This is a genomic window from Cyclobacterium sp. SYSU L10401 (assembly GCF_010993705.1).
In the GTDB taxonomy this organism is placed as follows: Bacteria; Bacteroidota; Bacteroidia; order Cytophagales; family Cyclobacteriaceae; genus Cyclobacterium.
This window is the reverse complement of sequence record NZ_WOFO01000006.1, coordinates 18,989-38,929: the sequence shown is the minus strand read 5'-3', so window position 1 is coordinate 38,929 and position 19,941 is coordinate 18,989. Positions and strand designations below refer to the sequence as shown.

Below are 19,941 nucleotides of genomic sequence, written 5' to 3'. Positions count from 1 at the left end.
ATTTTGAGTTATAGGCAGGATAGTACAGGCTAGTAATTTTAATGAATTTATTTATTATTGTGAGGCATGGATCCCGATTTCGGAAGTGGTGAAGCGTCTTTTCCGTTCCCCATGATTTGGGATGTTGCCTGTAGGCGGATTGAAAACAATTGATATTGTAAAAAGATATGAACAAAATGAAATATAAAAGCACGGCCATTTTTTGGGTGACCGCAGTTCTTTTGCTCTGTGTCGGTCTGGGAGATGGATTATTGGCTGCAGGACTTCAGGAACAAGCGGAGGGTACTGAACCCTTCTGGCTATGGAAGTTTTTGGGACGCCTGCATCCCCTGGCTGTTCACTTTCCCGTGAGTTTATTGCTGTTTGCAGCCCTGTTGGAATTGTTTACCTTAAAAAATTTCAACCATAAGCTGAGACCGGGCATTGACTTGCTGGTTTGGGCTGGGGTGGCCGGGGCAGTTCTGGCTGCGAGTCTCGGATGGATACTGGCAACGGTGGAAGATTATGGAGGCAGCACCCTGGATGTGCACCAATGGACAGGTATAGCTACTGCTATCATTGGCCTGCTGCTGATATATTTTTTAAGAAAGACAGAGGGGGGTCGTAACCCAAAGTCAGTAAAGGCTTTTCGATCTGTACTATTTGTCTCAGCCATAGGAGTATCGGTGGCCGGTCATTTTGGAGCTTCCCTGACGCATGGCGAAGATTACCTTACCAGTACCTTTCCCTGGAACGAAGACAGCTATTCTCCAGAAAATCTGAACATAGATTTGGTGGCATTCGGAGAGGAGGGAGAACTCAGTGAGCAAAAGCAGGTGGAGCTGGTAGGTAAAGTAAGGGCTGTGTTGGCTCATAATTGTTACAAATGCCACAGTGATGCCAAGATCAAAGGTGAATTGAGGCTGGATGAAAGGGAATATGTTTTTGAAGGAGGAGAATCCGGCCCGGTGATCGTTCCGGGAAGTTCGGGGAAAAGCGAATTGGTTAGAAGGATCAATCTACCCAAAGATCATGAAGAAGCCATGCCCTCCAAAGGCAAGGTATTGTCCGGGGATGAAATTGCTTTGATCTCTTTTTGGATCGATAGGGGTGCACCCTGGCCAGATGCCGCCAGTGAGGTGAGTGAATACCGAGTGGCGGCTCTTGAACCCAGAAGACCCAATGTTCCCGCTGCGAGGAAAGGATTGGATCAACCCATAGATATTTGGGTGGATGAATATTTTCAGGAACAAGACATGAGCTGGAAGGACCCGGTAGACGATAGGACCTATTTGAGAAGGATCTACCTGGACATCATCGGGCTTCAGCCAGATCCGGAAACCTACAAGGCTTTTGAGGAAGATACCCGTCCTGATAAGCGGGCTGCCTGGGTGGAAGCATTGTTAAATCGAAACGATGATTATGCTACCCATTGGATGACATTTTGGAACGATGCGCTTAGGAATGACTATACAGGTACCGGTTACATTACCAAGGGAAGGTTTGCCATTACGGACTGGTTATATACCTCACTCAGAGAAAATAAACCCTATGATCAGTTTGTCAAACAATTGCTCAATCCGGATGAAAAATCCAAAGGATTTATAGAGGGGATTCGCTGGAGAGGGGATGTCAATGCCAGTCAGGTCACAGAAATGCAGGCCGCCCAAAACGTAGGGCAGGTGATCCTGGGCCTGAATCTGAAATGTGCTTCCTGCCATGACAGTTTTATCAGCGATTGGAAGCTGGAAGAGGCCTATGCCTTTGCGAATATCTTTGCAGATACCACCCTTGAAGTAAGCAGGTGTGAAACCCCCATAGGAAAGAAGGCAAGCACGAAAATTCTATGGGAGGAATTGGGAGAAATTGACAGCACAGCCAACAGGGACAAAAAGCTGGAGCAACTGGCAGAATACCTTGTTCAGCCGGCAAATGGCAGGATGTACAGAACCATAGTGAACAGGGTTTGGAAACAGCTGATGGGAAGAGGGCTGGTAGAACCGGCTGATGAAATGGATAATGTTCCCTGGAGTCAGGACTTGCTGGACTGGATGGCCACTGATTTTGAAGACAATGGCTATGACCTGAAAAACCTGATTTATAAAATAGCCACCTCCCAGGCCTATCAGCAGCCTGCGGTGGCGATAGAAGATCCTCAGATCCTGACAGATGATGATTTTGTGTTTGAGGGAGTGGTGACCAAAAGGCTGACGGCAGAGCAATTTGCAGATGGGGTGAGCCAAAATATTCATCCGCTATTTGAGATGGAGGAACTCCAATACAATCCCAATGAACTGGCCGTTTCCGAGCAGTCCACCATGACTTTTGCCAGGGCATCCCTGGTGGCCAACAATGATTTCCTGAAAGCACTGGGCAGACCCAACCGGGAAGTGGTTTCTACCAACAGGGACAGCCAGGCCAGTTTGCTTCAGGCCCTGGAGCTCACCAATGGAGAAACCCTGAACGAGGCACTGCAGGAAGGGGCCCTGAGATGGAAGGAAAAGTACGGTGATGGAGACATTATTGTTCATGAAACCTACCGGCAGCTACTGGGCAGAGAGCCGCACCAAAATGAATTCAATGTAGCCATGGAGGTTTTGGGAGAAGATCCGGAACCTGCTGCTATTCAGGATTTTTTCTGGGCCGTTTTGTTGTTGCCTGAATTTCAATTAATTTACTGATCAAAAGCAATTAGCGATGAATTATAACTGGAGAAGAAGGGAATTTCTTAAAAAGACAAGTGCAGCGACCATGGCCGCCATGGCTGCAGGAGTACCCATGTCGGGTCTGCTTTCTTCCTGTTCTACAAAGGAAAAGATCAAAAGCACGGCCGATACGGTTATCCTGTTATACATGGCTGGAGGCATGGCCCACACAGAGACTTTCGACCCAAAAAAATATACGCCCTTCCGTAAAGGAATGGAATCCAAAGAGGTATTGAGTACTTTCGATGCTGTACCGACAGCATTGGATGGGATATCATTCTCTGAAGGCCTGGAAAATATCGGTCAGGTGATGGACAAAGGTACCCTGATCCGTTCCTATGTAGCTGCGGATTTGGGGCATATCCTGCATACCAGGCACCAATACCATTGGCATACCTGCTATGAGCCACCCCAATCTGTGACAGTTCCACATATGGGGTCCTGGATGGCCAAAGAGCTGGGCCCTGTCAATCCTGTAATCCCTCCTTTTATCAATATCGGGCAGCGATTCACGGTTGGAGAAGGAGAAGAGTTGAAGGCTTTCCACAGTGCCGGCTTTTTGGGAAGTGAATACGGACCCTTTCTGATCCCTGACCCTACCTCCGGCCTGGACAGTGTGAGGCCCCCGGTGGGCATGTCCAATAAACGATTTGAAGCCCGGAATCAGTTGTACGAACGCCTGGTACAGGAAAGTGCCATGGGTGAATTTGGATCAGATTACCAGAAGGAATCCCTTAAAAGGTCCATGGAGCAAGCCTATATGCTGCTGAATTCTCCTGAAGCCAAGGCTTTTGACCTCAGTCAGGAGCCAAAAGAAAAATATGACACTTACAATACAGGAAAGTTTGGGCTGGGTTGCCTGATGGCTAAACGGTTGGTAGATCAGGGTGCCCGTTTTATCAGTGTAACATCTGAATATGAGCCATTTATGGGCTGGGATACCCACGAAAATGGGCATACCCGGCTCAAGGACATGAAAAAGCTCATTGATGCTCCCATAGCGCAATTGATCAAAGACCTGGATGAAAGTGGTAAATTGGACCGGACCATGGTGATTGTGGCCAGTGAATTCAGCCGCGATATGCTTACAGAAGGCAGGCCAGGAGCCAAAGTGAAAGATCAGGTGGAAGTACCCGATATCATTCAGGACATGAAAAATTACGGCATGCACCGGCATTTTACGGATGGTTGTTCTGTATTGATGTTTGGTGGAGGTATCAAAAGGGGTCATGTGTATGGTAAAACTGCAGACGAGCGGCCTTGTAAAAGCATAGAAAAGCCCATCAAAATTGCTGCCCTTCACCAGACCATCTACCATGCACTGGGCATAGATCCCGAGACCAATTATGAGATCGAAAAGAGACCTTTTTATACCACTCCGGACGGTGATGGAGTGGCAGAAATGGATTTACTGGCTTAATAAAAAAAAATGGAAAACAAATTAAACCCAAGAAGGGAATTTATCAGGAAAACCGGCCTCTCTGTCCTGGCGGGAGCTGTGGTTCCCAACATCATTATCAATAAAACCTACGGCATGAAAAAAGAAACCATTTTAGGACACGGAACTCATCGGTATAAGGTCATTGAAGGCTGGGGAGACCTGGATCCTTCAAAAAATCCTGTCAACGATTGCCACGAAATGGTAGAAGATGCCAAAGGAAGGCTGATACTTTTGACCAATGAGACCAAGAATAATGTCATTATTTATGATAAATCAGGCAAATTGATCGAAACCTGGGGAAACAGCTATCCCGGTGCGCATGGGCTTACCATCAGTGATGAAGGTGGAGAAGAGTTCTTGTACATTGCAGACAATACCCGCAATCAGGTCATCAAAACCGACTTGAAAGGAAAGGAAATCATGGTGCTGGATTATCCCAAAGAAACCGGGAACTACGACTATCCGCGCCAGTTTGTGCCTACCGAAACGGCCATCAATCCGGACAATGGAGACATTTATATCGTTGATGGTTATGGCAGAAATTATGTTACCCAGTATGATGCCAAAGGAAAACTGATCCGGCAATTTGGCGGTTCCGGGGAAACAGACGAAACCTTCAACTGCTGTCATGGTATCCTGGTAGATACCCGGGACAAAGCCAATCCCACCTTGCTGATTACAGACCGGGGCCATATGCAATATAAGCGGTTTACCCTGGATGGAAAATACATCAAAACCATTCCCATGCCCGGCTCATTTGTTTGCAGGCCTGTACTGAGAGGACAGCATGTCTATGCCGCTGTATACCGCAGTACCTCACAATCCTATCCCAACTCCGGCTACATTACCGTATTGGATGCCAATGACAAGGTAGTATCCACCCCCGGAGGTACGGCACCCGAATATGTCGGAGGCAAGCTGCAGGAACAGCGAAAAGACCTGAGCTTCCAGGGCTTTATGCATCCGCATGATGTCTGCGTGGACCGTGATGAAAACATCTACGTCCCCCAGTGGGCTTCCCAAAAAACCTATCCGGTGAAGCTGGAGCGGGTGTAATGTATTAGTCAAGAGTTGCAAAAATCACCGCATCAAAGGGTCAGTATGGTTACGATATGCTGACCCTTTTTCTATTTTCCTGCAGGCTGCCCTTCCCGGCAAACCGCTTTCCTTTTTCGAATCAGGCCCCTGTCTGAAATGCCTGTCAATTTAATAGTGGATCAAAATATTCAAGTTTTTAGTTCCTGATCAGTACAAAATTACCGTTGATCACGTATGGTTAAAAAACCAAACTTCAATCCAATGTCAAAACAAAAACCAATTGCTATCTTTTTTATGCTGCTTGTTTCGGTGCTTACTCTGGGATGTACCGACTCTGGGGATGACTTCAATCATGCAGGTCTTTACGGATCCTGGGGAATGATTAATTTCCATGAGGATCACGAATTGGACCTGGTCCATTCCCTGGTGCTAAACCAGGATGGGAGTTATCAAAGATCCATTACCTATCGTGATCCCGAATCCGGGGACCTGGTTGGCTATTCCCATTTTCAGGAGGGAAGCTTCACACTTGAGGGAGAAACGATCGCTTTTGAAGCTGAAAAGGACCTATATATCGGTAATGAGGCGGCATGGGGCAACATGGATGACCTTATTGAAATGGAAATCAATTCCGGGGGCCAGCCTTTAAGCTCGACACTCGAATATCGGGAAGAGGGATCAAAATTGGCCATTATTACGGAATGCAATGATGTAATGTCAGCTATGTGTGTACCCGATCCGGTTTATTCGAAAATAAGCTGAAATGTATCAACTGAACTTTTAAAAAGCTATTTAATCAATTTCAACCCTTCCAGGGCTGATTTGTCGTCAGGATTGTTCATCAGTACCTTTTGAAAAAGTACTGAAGCCTCTCTTGTCTTTTGGAGATTTAATTTGTTCCAAGCCAAAAGAATCAAACCATCGTAATCAAAGGGGTAAAGATTGACTACCTTTTCCAAATAAGGATCCGCTTTGTCAAAATTTCCCTGATTGTAATTTATTAGCCCCAACCTGTAGTTTACCAGGGAATTTTGCGGATCTGATTGCAGGATTTTCTGATATATCCCTATGATCTGATTCCAGTCTCCTTGCATGGATAAGGGTAAAACCAAACCCAACTTTGGTTCAATGGCATAAGGCTTCAAGTTGACTGCCTTTTGGTAATAATTCACGGATTCTTCGAGTTGCCCTGCCTGGAATTGGAGCCAACCCAGTCTCAAATTGATCTCATAGCCGTCTGATTGGTAGATAGCTTGTAACGCTTCTGCCGCTGCCTTGTAATTCCCAGTTTTTTCAAGCGCATAACTTTGCTTGAAAGCATTGATGACATTATCCTGCGCATGCACTTGTAAAGATAGCAAAAGCATAAAAGCCAGTAAGTAGCTTTTGATTAAGGGCCTTGAAGCTGCCAGGACGCCTTTCTTGCGGGGGAATGTTAAAATCTCCATGATGTAATTGCAGTTAGGGAATGTAATTGATAGTTTTTTTGATTGAAAGTTTCTCCTGTTAAGGGGGTCTGAATAAACTGGCTTTGGTTCTTCAAGTAGGTATAATCCACTGTAAAGGACCATTTAGGCGTGGCTTGAAAGATTAAGCGTCCACCAAACCTTTGCTTGACCAAATCCATGCGGTTAAAGATGACCAACCCGTCTTTCATAAAGTAGTTTTCGATTTCCCCAAAGGTGCCATAGGCTTCCAACCAAAGCCATTCAGTCGCCTTCAATCCCAATTGTTGATCAATGACCAGCCTGTTATTATTGCTTCCGTCTATGAAGTCCTGGTTTTGAAAAGAGGCTGTTGTAATGGTGTATAAATGGAGGTTGCCCAAGGGATAGGTGATCAGTTTAAAGTCAGTTTGATTTTGAATGAAATCGGAAATGTTTCCTCTATAATAGCTAGCTCCGAGGCTGATGTATTCAAATCGCTTGTAAACCGAGACAAAACCAACCCAATTATTATTGTTGACGGTAGTAGCAACTTTGCGAACGAAAGGCCGGCCAGGAGATCCGGTCAATACCTCAGTCAATGTCTGGTACTTTGAATTGACATAATGTAAGCCTCCGGACAAGGTAAGTCCTTTAGTAACCAAAAAACTCATTTGGCTGTAATATTGATGCAGTTCCGATTGGAAATCATTCTCCAACTTGGACTCATTGGAAGCCTGGGTGTACCGAAGTTGATTAACTTGAAGGTTGGAATATCCGTGGTAGAAAGACCAACGTGAGGATATTTGATGCTGAAGGCCCAGGAAAAAATAATGATGCTGTTTTGGAATGAATTGAGTACCGTCTTTATCCAAGGGGATATTGGTAGTAAAATTGTCCAAAACACCCGTCTCAGTGATTCCCGTGTAGTTGTAAGCCAGATCCAAACCAGAAATGAAGTTTCGTTTTTCCGTTTTTGTTTTTCTCTTGAGTTCTAGCGAGAACCCAGCAGCCAACAAACTGGCTTCAGCCTGTCTGCCCGCCATCAAATACGAATAATACAGGTATTCGCCGACGTAAGCTTCGGAATCGTTCATTTTTAACGCTTTTTCAAAATGCCTGGCCGCCAGATGGAAATTTTGTTTTTCGTAATAAGCCAAGCCCAATCTGACCCTCAGGTAATAATAGTCTATACCAGATTTCAAGGCCTTTCGACCTTCAGAGATCAATCCATCCCAATTTTTTTGTTGGAATAATACATAGGTGAGCCTGTCAGTTTCAGGTAGACTTTTTTGTTCCTGGGCATTTACAAAATTGGACCCGAATAGCACCAAAATAATGCTTATGCTGATAATGATTCTATCCATGTCGTTTCTAAGTTTGAATTTCCGGATTGAAAATGAAAACTTCTGATTCCAGTATTGTCGATAAGGAATTCAAAGTAATACGTGTCCAGTTTTCTGCCGAAAGAACTTTTGATGATTTCTCCTTTTAATTCAATAGGCTTGAGGGAAAGTCCTTTTCCTTTTTCAGGATAGCGAAGTCTGTATTCCCCCCTCAGATATCTGAGAAAGGGAGCGATAAAATCTTGCAAGAAGATTTTCTTGGGATGGAAGACCATATTTATCGGAAAGCTATCCCTCAACTCTAAGCCATTGGTAAAACCGAAACTGATTTTGTATGCAGCCAAATAAAATCGGTATAGGGTCGATCTTCGGTCTCCTTCAAAATGAGTAAAATGCAGCATGGCCTCATCCAGTTTGAAATAGGCCTTGGATCCACTCGGCTCGCACTCCAGATACCGGTTTAGTGAATAATCCTTTTTTACATTCCAGGTAATTTCCTGTTCATCCTTACTTTTAAATATTAATTGCTCACCGGTAACAAATGAAAATGCGTTTTTCAGTGCTGAATGCGGATTCAATGAGGACACCATCGCTCCCACAGGTGGAGTGGCTACCGACAACAAGGAGTCTTTATTCTGATAACGCATCCAAACATCCGAAATCGGGTAATCTATTGTTTTGGAACCGATATGGGGAGTAGACTGTAGCTGAAAATGCAAGTGTGGATAGGGAGAGTTTCCAGAATTGCCCAATCGGGCAATGATGTCCCCCTTTTTGACTTTATCTCCTATTTGCGGGACAATACTTCCTTTTCGTAAATGACTTAATTGGCTGAATAAAAAATCCGAATGCCTGATGACGATGGTATTGCCCCAGTTTTTTTCCAGGTTTCTTTTCCCGATAGGGTTTTCATCCACATCGTTCACCACGTTTTCTACCGTGCCGTAGGCAGGTGCAAGAACGTTTTTGTCAAAGCAGTAATAATCAGCAGGATAGTCTCCTTCATCTTTAAAGGTTTTTCCTTCTTCGTCTTTGATTTCAAAATCCCAGGCATGCTTCCACTCATCTTTGTGGGTGTAGGATCCCTTATGGCCTTGGGTAATTGCCCATTCCCCGAAAAAGGGGAGGTAGATAGGAATAGGACTGTCCTTACCAAACCTGTCCATAAAGTTGCGATAGTTGTATAGATTTTTCTCAGGGGAATTCTGTTGCCAGAAAATGGTGCTTAGGCCTATGCGGTTGTCCATCCGAAACTTTAACCCATACAGGAAAGTCAATACGGCCAGATTGAAAGGGAAGGAATGTACAGGTAGGTAAAACAGGTTGAAGATTTCCTGTAGGGAAATACTCAGGACAGCAACTATCGGGATAATGATCAATAGACTGGCAAAAGAGCTTTTGTTGGGAATAATGAAAAATCCCCCCAGAGCGATTGCGGTAAGGATATAATTGAAGCCTATAAAGCTGTAGGAGATTCCCGTAAAAGGAACCCCTAACACCAAATAAAAGGCATAGGCTATGTAAAATCCTAATAGGGAAAGCGTGAAACCTATTCTGGAATATATCAGCAGGCCGATTGCCGCAAATACCCCGGCAAACACATTTTGCTGAAAGAATATGGCTCCTAAAGAGAGGAAATAGGTTTTTAGGGAAGAAGGAAAAGGAAATTGGTTCCACCATTCATAAAGACTCACCAATTGATTGCCTCCCAGAAGATAAAGTTCATTCAGCACATAAATGCCTCTTTCATTTAGCCCGAGGGCTTCAAACTGTCTGGAAGCCAGGCGGAGCAGCCAAAACACCAGTATGAAAGGCATACTAAGAAATGGAAGACCGTATTTTCCTAAGATGCCCTCAAAGGCCAGTGAAATAAAGAGCGTTAATACCCCGGAAATCAATATTAGGAACAAAAGCAGAGGACCTGGCTGGAAATAAATTGCCAGACCGACTCCTACCAGCAGCGAATTGAATCCATAGTACCCCTGACGTATCGGGTACTCACTTAGCCCAATGAAATAGCCGGTAAGGAGGGCTGTGGATACGGATAGCAAGCCATAGATTCCCACATAAAAGTCCACGAATGTGAGCAGCAACAAGATGATTCCAAACCATTTGTTGTTCGAAAAAAACACCTGAGCATAACTGTTGAACAGGGCATGTGGAAACCATTCCAGCTTCTTCATGGATCCGGGCCTTTTAGAGGTTAAAATTCTGGAGATGTTCCGGTGTTATTTCCTGTGAGTTAATAGTATCCAGGGTTTCGCCTTTTCTAACCAGATGAGCTTTGCCTTTCATGTCCAGCATCACAATTTGGGGACGAAGGTTGATGAATTGCATCCACTGGGTGGTATTGTAGGCGCCTACACGCCTTACCACATAGTGATCGCCTTTTTTGAGCAAGGGAAACATGACGTTTCCCCGGATGACATCGATATTCATACAAAGAGGCCCATAAATGGTCGTATCCTCCATTTGGTCTGAAATGGGTTCGATGGGGCGGATATCGTGTTCGTACCAGAATGCCGTAAAGAGCAGGTTAACCCCTGTATCAATGATGGTTGCTCTTCGTCCGTCAGATAGTCTTTTGTTAGCCAATACAGTGCCTGCCAGGTAACCGGCATCGTCTATCAACGCCCGACCAGTTTCCAGTATGAGCATGGGTAGGTGATCTGGTTTGATTTCAGAACTCATCAAAGCAGAAGTGATGGCCTCTGCAAAATCATCAAAAGAAGGCGTAGTATCTGTGCCAGGATAATAGGCTCCACGGAGTGTATTTTTAGAAGCAAAACCCCCGCCTATATCTATATACTGGATGACGTGCCCGTGTTTTTTTTCCAGGCTAACAGCCAGTTGGGCAAGTTTTGACGCTGCAATTTTATAGGCTTGGGTCGTCATCATATAGGTACCGATATGGGTATGCAGCCCGATCAGATCCAGATTTTTGCTGGCCTTGATCCTGTTCAGCGCATCCCAGGCCTCTCCATTTTCAAAATTGAAACCGAACCGATCCCACTTTGGATAAATGCCTACATCCATATTGATTCGAATGGCAACTTTTGGCCTCTCGTCCATCTCCCTGGATAGGTGGATGATCTCATAGAGTTCGTCAAAGTGATCGATATGGATCAGGGAACTGTTTTGAATGGCTTTTCTCAGGTTTTCTTTGCTTTTATCCGGGCCATTAAAAATAATCGATTCGCCGGGAACGCCGTTGGCCGCCGCCTTGTCATATTCGAAACCAGAAACCACCTCTGCCCAGGCTCCTTCCTGATGGAACACATTGCAAACGGCATTTAGGTAATTGGTCTTGTACGACCAGGCAAATTGCACATTGGGATACCGGGAACTAAAGGCCCTGTAAGCTTCCTTGTAGGTTTTTCTGATGCTGGATTCTGATAAGATGAATAAGGGTGAGCCATAATCATTAATCAGGGATTTGATGGACAGGCCGTCTATATGAGATAGCGGTTCCAGCTTTCTTGAAATACCGTGTTTGCTGGGTATACCAGCGCTGATTTTTTGAATTGTGGGTCTTTCAAATGGTAGCTTTTCCATGGCGGTTTGGTTTTTTAGGGGTTACAGTTCACCTTTGGTGGACAGTTTTTCAAATTCGTCTAAGTCTGTAATCATGTCAAAGGAATACCGGATAAACATTTTTCCGGAAGCATACCCCTGAAAAGGTTTTACCTCTTCTCCCAACGCCAGCCGAACCAAAGCTTCGGGTAGATTCTGTCCGGCCGCAACAGCCAGGTAAACCCATGCAGGCAATCTGGGATTGATTTCGATCAGGTATAATTCATTTTTGGCCGTGCGAATCAGTTCCAATTCCATGCCTCCCCTCCAATGGGTCTGGGAGATAATTTTATCGGTCAGATCCAGCATTGAAGGGTCCTCCAAGGTAATTCCTCCCCATGCTTTCCCCTTGTCCGTGATATACGTTTTACGCATGGGTACGGCCCCAATGGTGTTTCCGTTGCCATCTCCCAACGCCACGACGTTGACTTCAGTGCCTTTGACAAATTCCTGAATAACGATGGGAAGTCCCCATTTGGAGGCGATTTTGTTGAAATACATTCCGAGCTGATCCAGATCATACGCCATGTATGCATCGTAGAACTTTCCTTTTACGACTACAGGAAATTCGAATTTTTCCTTATGCTGCAAAAAATCCTGCACACTGCTGATGGGCTCACTGTACGGTACGTTGACCTCGTACTTTTTCCCATACTCCGGAAGGTTGGATTTATGTCTTTCTTCAAATTGGTTGAGCGTGGGTAGAAAGGTAGTGATTCCGATTTCCCGAAGTGTTTTTTCAGACTTCATAAAGGTGAAAAGTTCCGAATCAAAATTGGGGATCAATACGTCTATTTGTTCTTTTTCGTGGATGTACTTCAAGCGCTCAAGCAAAGGTTCTACTCCGTCGGAAGGATAAGGGACTTTGTAGGTTTTATCCACTAAATCATGCATGTAAGCGCCAGGTTCCAAATTTTCATAGGCCAGGCCAATTATTCTGGCATCAAGGATTTTGGAGTCCCGGATGCCTCGGATGACAGGAATACCCGGGCCAGGGCTGTCGATATTGTTGAGCCCGGAAAGGGCTATTGTGAGCTTAGGCATCTGTTTCCACTTCTAATAGGTTAAATTGCTTGAGTGTAGCTACAAAATCATAGAAATACCTGTCGAACGTTTCCTGGTCCACCTCATATTTCGCTAGCAGTACCTCCGACAAATCTTCATAGGATTGCCCATTTTTGATCAAATGAATAATTTCTAATCCAAGAGGATTTAAAGAATAGGACTCTCCCGAAAGCGGATCAAAGACGAATCCCGATTCACTTATGGCGATATTTTTTCTGATTTTTGGCATGGTATTCGGCATTAAATGAACCAAGGTGTTGCCGAAAAGTACATAATGTTTTGGGTGATTTTTATGACATTAGTCACACGTCCGCAAAGAATACTAACCGAATCTGGCGTTATCTTGTATCCGACCAGTGTTGCGAGGTGATAACATGTATGCGGCTATTTACCGTAGCACCTCGCAAACCTTTTCTAATTCGGGATACATTACCGTTTTGTATAATCAGGACTGGGTGGACCGGGATGAAAACATCTACGTACCCCAGTGGGCTTCCCAAAAAACCTATCCGGTGAAGTTGGAGCGAGTGTAAAAACTTGTAAGAAGGGGTCTGGTAATGTAAAACAAAGGGTCTGACGGTTTAGAACCGTCTGACCCTTTTTCTTGGTATCTATAGGAAACCAGCTACCGGATATTCCAAGGGCCGGTATCTATTGGTTGGGTTTTCGCTAACCTTTATGGGAAGGAATCAGTGATATTTCCACAATAGTTATAAATAATCAACTTTTTAGTTCCAGATCAGGACAAAAGGACCGTTGATCACGTATGGTTAAAAAACCAAACTTCATTCCAATTTTAAAACAAAAACCAATTGCTATCCTTTTTATGCTACTTGTTTCGGTGCTTACTCTGGGATGTACCGACTCAGGGGATGACTTCAATCATGGAGGTTTATACGGATCCTGGGAAATGATTCATTTCCATGAGGACCATGAATTGGACCTGGTCAATTCCCTGGTACTAAACAGGGATGGGAGTTATCAAAGATCCATTACCTATCGAGATCCTGAAACAGGCGACATGGTTGGCTATTACCATTTTCAGGAGGGAAGCTTTTCACTTGAGGGAGAAACGATTGCTTTTGAGGCTGAACAAGATCTTTTTATCGGTAACGATGCGGCGTGGGGAACCATGGATGATCTTATTGAAATGGAAATCAATGCCGATTCCCAGCCAGTAATCTCCAGCCTTGAATACAGGGAAAACGGATCAAAATTGGCCGTTATTACGGAATGCAATGATGTGTTATTGTCTATGTGTGCCCCTACTCCGGTATATTCCCGCGTAACCACTTAAGCCCGGAATAACGGATACCGCAGTCAATGTTGAATAAACGATCATTTATAAAAACGTGTAAAAAAAATGAAAAACACCTTTTACTTTATAGCCCTTTTGTTAATCGGAAACTTGCTTTCATCTTGTATATCAGATGATCTGGAACACCAAAACGAATTCGAAGCAAGTCAAACAGCCTGGTTGGATTTTAAGGAATCGTCGGGCAATTCCTATACCTACACCGTCGTTTTTGGAAGTTGGGTGGGTTTTTCTTGGGAAACCACGCTAACTGTAATCGATGGGTCCATTACTAAAAGACATTTTAAATATACGACATTACCAGAAGACCTGTCAGAGGAGATTCCAGCAGAGGAATTGGAATGGACGGAAAACGAAAGCGAACTGGGCAGCCATCAAAAAGGTGCCGAACCGATGACCTTGGACGAAGTATATACAAAAGCCCAACAAGAATGGGTGGTGGCAAGAGAAAACGCCGAAACCTATTTTGAGAGAGAGAACAACGGGATGATCTCCACTTGCGGCTATGTGGAAAATAATTGTGTCGATGATTGTTTTAGGGGAATAAAAATAGATCGTATTGAAGCCCTTTGAAAATTAGCTATTGTCATAAAAAAAGAGAAACCGGGGACTTTCGGTAAATGTAGTAATTTAGGTAAAGGCCTATTTCAATGGTGAAATAGGCCTTTGTATTGGATTTTCTTCCGCTGGTCGAAATTTCTTTGGGTTTACGCCGTAAAATCTTTAGATTTTGAACAGCTTATAGTCAAAAGCGAATGGAGTCCCGTTTTGCTATTTTCATTAAACCCAATTGCCATGAAAAACCTGTTGATCATCCTCTTCTTATGCACCCTTCAAGGCTTGCTGCCCGCCAAAGCCCAGGAAACAAGCCCCCACGAAAGTGTTTTGATTACCAATAACACGGGTCAAACCCAGGTAAATGCCAATGAAAAGGGTGAATTAGTGGTCAACGTTTCTTCTGAGGATTTGCGTGCCATAAAAAATCAGGGACATGTTCGCTACAGTGATTTGGGTGCCAAAGGAGATGGCAAATCGGACGATATGGATGCCATCGCCGCTACCCATGCGCTGGCCAATCAGGAAGGCCTGCCAGTAAAGGCAGATGATGGATACACTTACTACATTAGCGGGAAACTGCGTACCGCAGTAATCCAGACCGACACCGATTTTGGAAAAGCTGAATTTATCATAGACGATACCAATGTGGAAGACCGAACCAAACATGTGTTTTTGGTCAGTTCCACCCTGCGTTCATTTGACTTGCAAGGAGTAACTTCCCTCAAGAGGAACCAGGACAAAATTGAGGCCGATTTGCCTGGCTCCTGCCTGGTAACCGTCACCGATGCCAATGTGCGACGGTATATTCGGTATGGGCCCAACCAAAACGACGGTTCCCCGCAGACCGATATTTTTATCGTTGATAAGAATGGAAAGGTGGATGCGGATGCCCCCATAATCTGGGATTTTGATCAGATAACGGAAATTACAGCCCTTCCTATGGACGAAAAGCAGCTCAGCATTACGGGAGGGCGTTTTATGACCATTGCCAACCAGGACGAATCGAAATACACCTATTATAGCCGTGGCATTGCTATCCGGCGATCAAATGTGCTGCTGGATGGCCTGGAGCACCGGGTTACAGGTGAAGGAGAACAGGGTGCTCCCTACGGAGGCTTTCTTAATTTCCGGGACTGTGCGTATGTAACGGTTCGCAATACGGTATTGACAGGACACAAAACCTACCGGACCATCGGTTCGGCTGGTGTACCAGTTTCTATGGGCAGCTACGACATCTCCTTGAGCCGTTCGCTGAATGTTTCCTTTGAGCACTGCAGCCAGACTAATGACATCAATGACCGCACCTATTGGGGCATTATGGGGTCTAATTTTTGCAAAAATCTGATTCTGGATCATTGCACCTTTTCCCGTTTCGACGCCCACATGGGCGTGGCCAATGCCACTGTGCGCCATTCTACCTTGGGTCACATGGGCATCAATGCCATCGGTACAGGCACCTTTCTGGTGGAAAACTCCACCCTGAACGGCAGGACGCTAATCAATTTACGTTCTGATTACGGCAGTACCTGGGAGGGAGAATTCATTATCCGGGATTGCGTGTTCATTCCTGCAGGAGGCAGGACCACCAGTGCCAGTCTTATCGGCGGCTCCAATTCGGGGCAGCATGATTTTGGCTACACCACCTATATGCCGGAAAGGATTGTCATTGAAAACCTGCACATAAAAGATTCCAACCATCCGGAAGATTACCAGGGGCCGGCGATTTTCGGCAATTTCAATCCCGAAATGACGGACGATACGTATGTGGAAAAGTACCCCCATGTGCGGCCCAAAGAAGTGATCCTGAAAAATGTGACCACGGAAAGTGGCAAGGAATTACGTCTCAGCGACAATCCCTATCCGTTCCGAAACGTAGAGATACACAAGGAATAGGTAGGAAGGTTCATTGTCCGGAAGTTCTCGAAATCGGGATTGCAAATCCAGCTTATCTGTGATTCGACATTACAAATGTCGAACAGCACAGCTCCGCGAAATTTGCAATTTCGTGGCCCAGATATAGGGGATTTATAATCACCGGGAGTGAACGACAATAGGATTGCAAATACTGTTTATCTTTCGTTAGACATTACAAATGTCGAATAGCAGGGTAATGAAATGTCTTTAGTGGAACATTTCCCTACCGTAAATAAAGCAAATGCTACTTGTGATATCCTTGTAGGTGGCGGTCCAAAGACCAAATTTTAACTGACCAACCCTGATACTTTTTCACCTGCTCTTCCCAGTCTTTTATTATTGAAAAATCGCCAAAGCCTATGCCCTTGCCTGCTTTCTCTGGGAAACCATCAATCCACTTGAAAAGATCCTCCTTTTCAGGAAATTTAAGTGGCTTAAAGGGGGCTTTGTCCTCCAAAGCTAATTTAACTTGCTTTACGTATTCCTTCGCTTTTACAAATTTAATATTCCCATTTAACTGGGCGATGTGATTGCCTGTTTCTAAAAGAGCCGAATAAGGAAGAAAGAAGGTATCCCCATTTTTTATATATATTTTAAAATCTGAAATAATGGATTTTCGTTTTTGATTGTAACCAGGAATATCAAGAATATTTAAAAATACAGAAGTGTCAATGATCCAAATAGTGTGTTTAGACATCGCCTAAAAACTACTTTATTGATTCCAGCCATTGCAAAGCTTTTTCTTTTTTTGCATCCGGACCTTCGTAATTTTTCACAAAATTGGAAAGTGCCCCCTCTGTGACTAAGTCACCCAAACTTCCTTGGGAAATCAATTCGGGGTAATCAGGAACATCTTTTAGTGATATCAATTTAGAACTACCATCTTTTTTATCCCGGTAGCAGAATACTACATCTGGAATAACTTCATCAGGAAGCGCATCCATTAATGCCGGGTTGTGTGTACTTAATACGATCTGTAGCCTTCTTTTCACAGCGATTTTGTTAATTTGGTTAAGCAATTGTTTTGCTCGGCTTGGATGAACACCATTATCAATCTCTTCAATAATGACGATACTTTCCTCCGGAGCGGAAAGTAATGCTGCGGCAATTGCCAATACCCTGAGTGTTCCATCTGAGAGGACTCCCGCATCCATCTTTCGGTTTTCATTTCCAAAGGTCTCGGTCAAAACGACCATCACTTCTCCTCTTGGACCTTCCAAAAAGTCGATATCTGTAATGTCTTGTTCAGGCAGGCTTTCAATAAATTGTAGGATTTCTTTCTTTAGCCTTCCAGGCTCATCATCGAATGGATTGTCATCGACGTTCACTAAGTTATATAGGACGGCTGAAATATTAGATCCATTTCCTAGAAGTGCTGACTCTGAGATAAAGCTATAGTTCCTCATGGATTGTGGTGAGGGATCCAGGAATAATATTCTGGAAAGAAGGGATTCTGTATAACGCGATAGCTCTCCAACATGTTGGATTGATTTTTTGTAGTTGGGGTTAATTTTTCCCGGGGCGCTCATTTGGGTAAAAATACCCAGTTGGTCTGAACAGGTGACCTGTGGTTTTTTCCCTCCCCTGGCAAAATTGTTAAAAGCAACAGAAATATCCGTGGCCAGGCCAGATGTAGGTTTTGTGGTTTCGTAAAGGATCTCTTCGGAATTGGTTTTTATCATCGACTCCTTAGATATGTGAATTTCCTTTCCCAGCCTATGGTCTAGTGTAATCTGGAGTTCCCAGGAATGACCTAAACCTGAATCCTGCATGAGACAACCTAATTTGAGCTCGCTATTCCCCTTAAAAAAAATATCTTTGATTTGCCCACGGATGGCAGCATTGTTTTGATTCACTTCAAACTGTAATGACGATAGTTTCTGTCCCTGAGCCATCCAAGTTAAAAATCGGATGGCTTCTAAGGCATTGCTTTTTCCAGAAGCGTTGGCACCAACCATTACGGTCAGCGGAGCTAACTTTAACGCTGCTTTTTTGTAGCTTTTAAAATTTTCAATGGTAAAGGAGTTAATCATTGCCTCTAAATATAATGATTTTATCAATCATATGCCATTTGAAAGTTTATCAAAGCCTGCGTCGTTCTCCGTGCAATAAAAAAAGTCATATCAACACCTCAAAATAGTAGCACATCCTTCCATTAAACCATGCCTTCGGCTCTGCTAAGGCACCCGTTAAGGTCCTTAGTTGTTAGAAATTTTCTCCGGCATACGGAATTTAATAACAAGGGATGAACCAATGGTCAGTACCCCAATAAGTAATATGGCGTAGTCAATGCCAAATAGGTCCGCTGTGATTCCTGAAATTACCGCTCCGAAGGCATAACCCAGGTCCCGCCATAGCCGGAACGTTCCGATGCTTTCAGCCCGCTGTTTGGGACTGCTCGCCTGGGCAATGGTGGAGAGGAAGGTGGGATATACCAGTGCCGTTCCCAATCCTAAAATGGCTGAAAGGGAAGCCAACACGTAAAATTCACTGCTGTAGGGAATCAGTAAAATGGCCAGGCCCTGCGCCAGCATGCCCCAAAAGAGCATGGCCTTTTTGGAATAATGGTCGGACATTTTACCGGTAAAAAGTTGCCCTATACCCCAAACGGTTGGGTAAATGGCGGTAATGATGCCTATGTTTTCATTGTTGTAATTCAGTGAAACCAGAATGATCGGAAGCAAGCCCCAGATCATGCCATCGTTCAGGTTGTTTATCAGCCCCGCCTGGGTCACGGAACTTAAGGTTTTGTTTTTGAAGGTGGTTTCCACAAAAACATTTTTCAGCTGTTCGGTAGTATCGATAGCAGTCTCTTTGTGCACAAATGCCCGGGTGTCCTTCAGCCAGAGGGCCGTCAACACAAATCCGATCACGGAGATAAAGATTCCAATGTAAAAGGGATAGGGCGTAATGCCGTATTTATTGGCTACATAGCCTGTCAGAAAGGCTACCAGCCCTACGGCAAAGTAGCCGGCAAATTCGTTTAAGCCCATGGCAAGGCCCCTGTCCTTTTCACCCACCAGGTCAATTTTCATGACCACCGTACTGCTCCAGGTGAGTCCCTGACTTACCCCCAACAGTACGTTGGCAAAAATCACCCAGTTCCAGCTGCCTGCATAAATCAGCATAAACGGTATGGGCATGGCCAGGAACCAACCAAACAAAAGCAGATTTTTTCTCCCGAATCGGTTGGCAAGTCGTCCTGTATAATAATTGGCAATGGCTTTGGTGATACCAAAGGCCGTGATAAAGGAAAGAATGGCTGTTTTTGAAGCAATACCAAATTCCATCTCCGCAAATTGGGGAATGATGGTTCTTTCCATGCCGATCATCCCACCCACAAAGGCGTTTACAATGACCAGAATGGTAAACTGTTTCCAGTTTTCTTTTAATCCAAGTTGTATGCTATCTGTATTCATCTCGCGCATAATTAGTCTGACAAAGGTCAGGCGATGGGGAGACAATACCTTTTACAAATGTTAAAAAATCGAATACGGCTAAAGTTTAAGTCCGTAGCTGGTAAAGGTAGGGTTAGATCTCCACAGGCTCAGGCGCAGAATTAATCCAATCACAGGGGCTCAGA

17 protein-coding genes are annotated in these 19,941 nt (G+C 44.4%); 8 read left to right on the top strand and 9 right to left on the bottom strand.

Translation table 11 applies throughout. From position 1 onward, the window contains the following. The first annotated feature begins 176 nt into the window (after positions 1-176). From GL182_RS14750 to GL182_RS14735, 4 genes are all read left to right on the top strand, one after another. On the top strand, positions 177-2,660 hold the full coding sequence (locus GL182_RS14750) for a DUF1549 domain-containing protein (protein WP_163380523.1): 2,484 nt from the start codon (positions 177-179) through the stop codon (positions 2,658-2,660). A gap of 16 nt (positions 2,661-2,676) precedes the next feature. Continuing rightward, a complete protein-coding gene (locus tag GL182_RS14745; RefSeq protein WP_163380521.1) occupies positions 2,677-4,104 on the top strand; it encodes a DUF1501 domain-containing protein in 1,428 nt (475 codons plus the stop codon). A 9-nt stretch (positions 4,105-4,113) separates the two neighbouring features. Continuing rightward, positions 4,114-5,181, top strand: a complete 1,068-nt coding sequence (locus tag GL182_RS14740) for a 6-bladed beta-propeller (RefSeq protein ID WP_163380519.1) — start codon at positions 4,114-4,116, stop codon at positions 5,179-5,181. A gap of 243 nt (positions 5,182-5,424) precedes the next feature. Beyond that, a complete protein-coding gene (locus GL182_RS14735) occupies positions 5,425-5,925 on the top strand; it encodes a hypothetical protein (protein WP_163380518.1) in 501 nt (166 codons plus the stop codon). A 26-nt stretch (positions 5,926-5,951) separates the two neighbouring features. Here GL182_RS14735 and GL182_RS14730 read toward each other — a convergent pair whose 3' ends face one another. Genes GL182_RS14730 through GL182_RS14705 form a run of 6 tightly spaced genes read right to left on the bottom strand, consistent with a single transcriptional unit; the run spans position 5,952 to position 12,800 of the window. Further along, positions 5,952-6,611, bottom strand: coding sequence for a tetratricopeptide repeat protein (locus GL182_RS14730; protein ID WP_240469845.1), 660 nt, complete (start codon positions 6,609-6,611; stop codon positions 5,952-5,954). Next, positions 6,599-7,954: a hypothetical protein gene (locus GL182_RS14725; RefSeq protein WP_163380516.1), complete on the bottom strand. Its 1,356-nt coding sequence runs from the start codon at positions 7,952-7,954 to the stop codon at positions 6,599-6,601. Before GL182_RS14725 ends, GL182_RS14730 begins: the two co-directional genes overlap by 13 nt. Beyond that, positions 7,930-10,116, bottom strand: coding sequence for an urea transporter (locus tag GL182_RS14720; protein WP_163380514.1), 2,187 nt, complete (start codon positions 10,114-10,116; stop codon positions 7,930-7,932). The genes GL182_RS14725 and GL182_RS14720 overlap by 25 nt, the downstream gene beginning before the upstream one ends. A gap of 13 nt (positions 10,117-10,129) precedes the next feature. Beyond that, positions 10,130-11,488 (bottom strand): alanine racemase, encoded by a 1,359-nt coding sequence (locus tag GL182_RS14715; RefSeq protein ID WP_163380512.1) that lies wholly within the window; start codon positions 11,486-11,488, stop codon positions 10,130-10,132. 21 nt (positions 11,489-11,509) lie between these two features. Then, a complete protein-coding gene (locus tag GL182_RS14710; protein WP_163380510.1) occupies positions 11,510-12,550 on the bottom strand; it encodes an ATP-grasp domain-containing protein in 1,041 nt (346 codons plus the stop codon). Beyond that, positions 12,543-12,800, bottom strand: a complete 258-nt coding sequence (locus GL182_RS14705; RefSeq protein WP_163380507.1) for a PqqD family protein — start codon at positions 12,798-12,800, stop codon at positions 12,543-12,545. The genes GL182_RS14710 and GL182_RS14705 overlap by 8 nt, the downstream gene beginning before the upstream one ends. A 145-nt stretch (positions 12,801-12,945) precedes the next feature. Between GL182_RS14705 and GL182_RS14700 the strand changes: the two genes are divergently transcribed. The 4 genes from GL182_RS14700 (at position 12,946) to GL182_RS14685 (ending at position 16,337) form a co-directional block, all read left to right on the top strand. Further along, entirely contained in the window at positions 12,946-13,104 is a 159-nt protein-coding gene (locus GL182_RS14700; RefSeq protein ID WP_317167811.1) for a hypothetical protein, read from the top strand. 293 nt (positions 13,105-13,397) lie between these two features. After that, on the top strand, positions 13,398-13,868 hold the full coding sequence (locus tag GL182_RS14695; protein ID WP_163380505.1) for a hypothetical protein: 471 nt from the start codon (positions 13,398-13,400) through the stop codon (positions 13,866-13,868). A 66-nt stretch (positions 13,869-13,934) separates the two neighbouring features. Continuing rightward, positions 13,935-14,459: a hypothetical protein gene (locus GL182_RS14690; protein WP_163380503.1), complete on the top strand. Its 525-nt coding sequence runs from the start codon at positions 13,935-13,937 to the stop codon at positions 14,457-14,459. Between the two features lie 222 nt (positions 14,460-14,681). Beyond that, complete coding sequence (locus GL182_RS14685; protein ID WP_163380501.1) at positions 14,682-16,337, top strand: hypothetical protein; 1,656 nt, start codon at positions 14,682-14,684, stop codon at positions 16,335-16,337. 265 nt (positions 16,338-16,602) lie between these two features. Here the strand turns inward: GL182_RS14685 and GL182_RS14680 are convergent, their stop codons facing one another. The 3 genes from GL182_RS14680 to GL182_RS14670 form a co-directional block, all read right to left on the bottom strand. Beyond that, positions 16,603-17,055, bottom strand: a complete 453-nt coding sequence (locus GL182_RS14680; protein WP_163380499.1) for a hypothetical protein — start codon at positions 17,053-17,055, stop codon at positions 16,603-16,605. Positions 17,056-17,065: 10 nt separating this feature from the next. Beyond that, entirely contained in the window at positions 17,066-18,418 is a 1,353-nt protein-coding gene (locus GL182_RS14675) for an AAA family ATPase (protein WP_205603666.1), read from the bottom strand. A gap of 138 nt (positions 18,419-18,556) precedes the next feature. Next, positions 18,557-19,777: an MFS transporter gene (locus tag GL182_RS14670; RefSeq protein ID WP_163380498.1), complete on the bottom strand. Its 1,221-nt coding sequence runs from the start codon at positions 19,775-19,777 to the stop codon at positions 18,557-18,559. Positions 19,778-19,941: the final 164 nt, after the last annotated feature.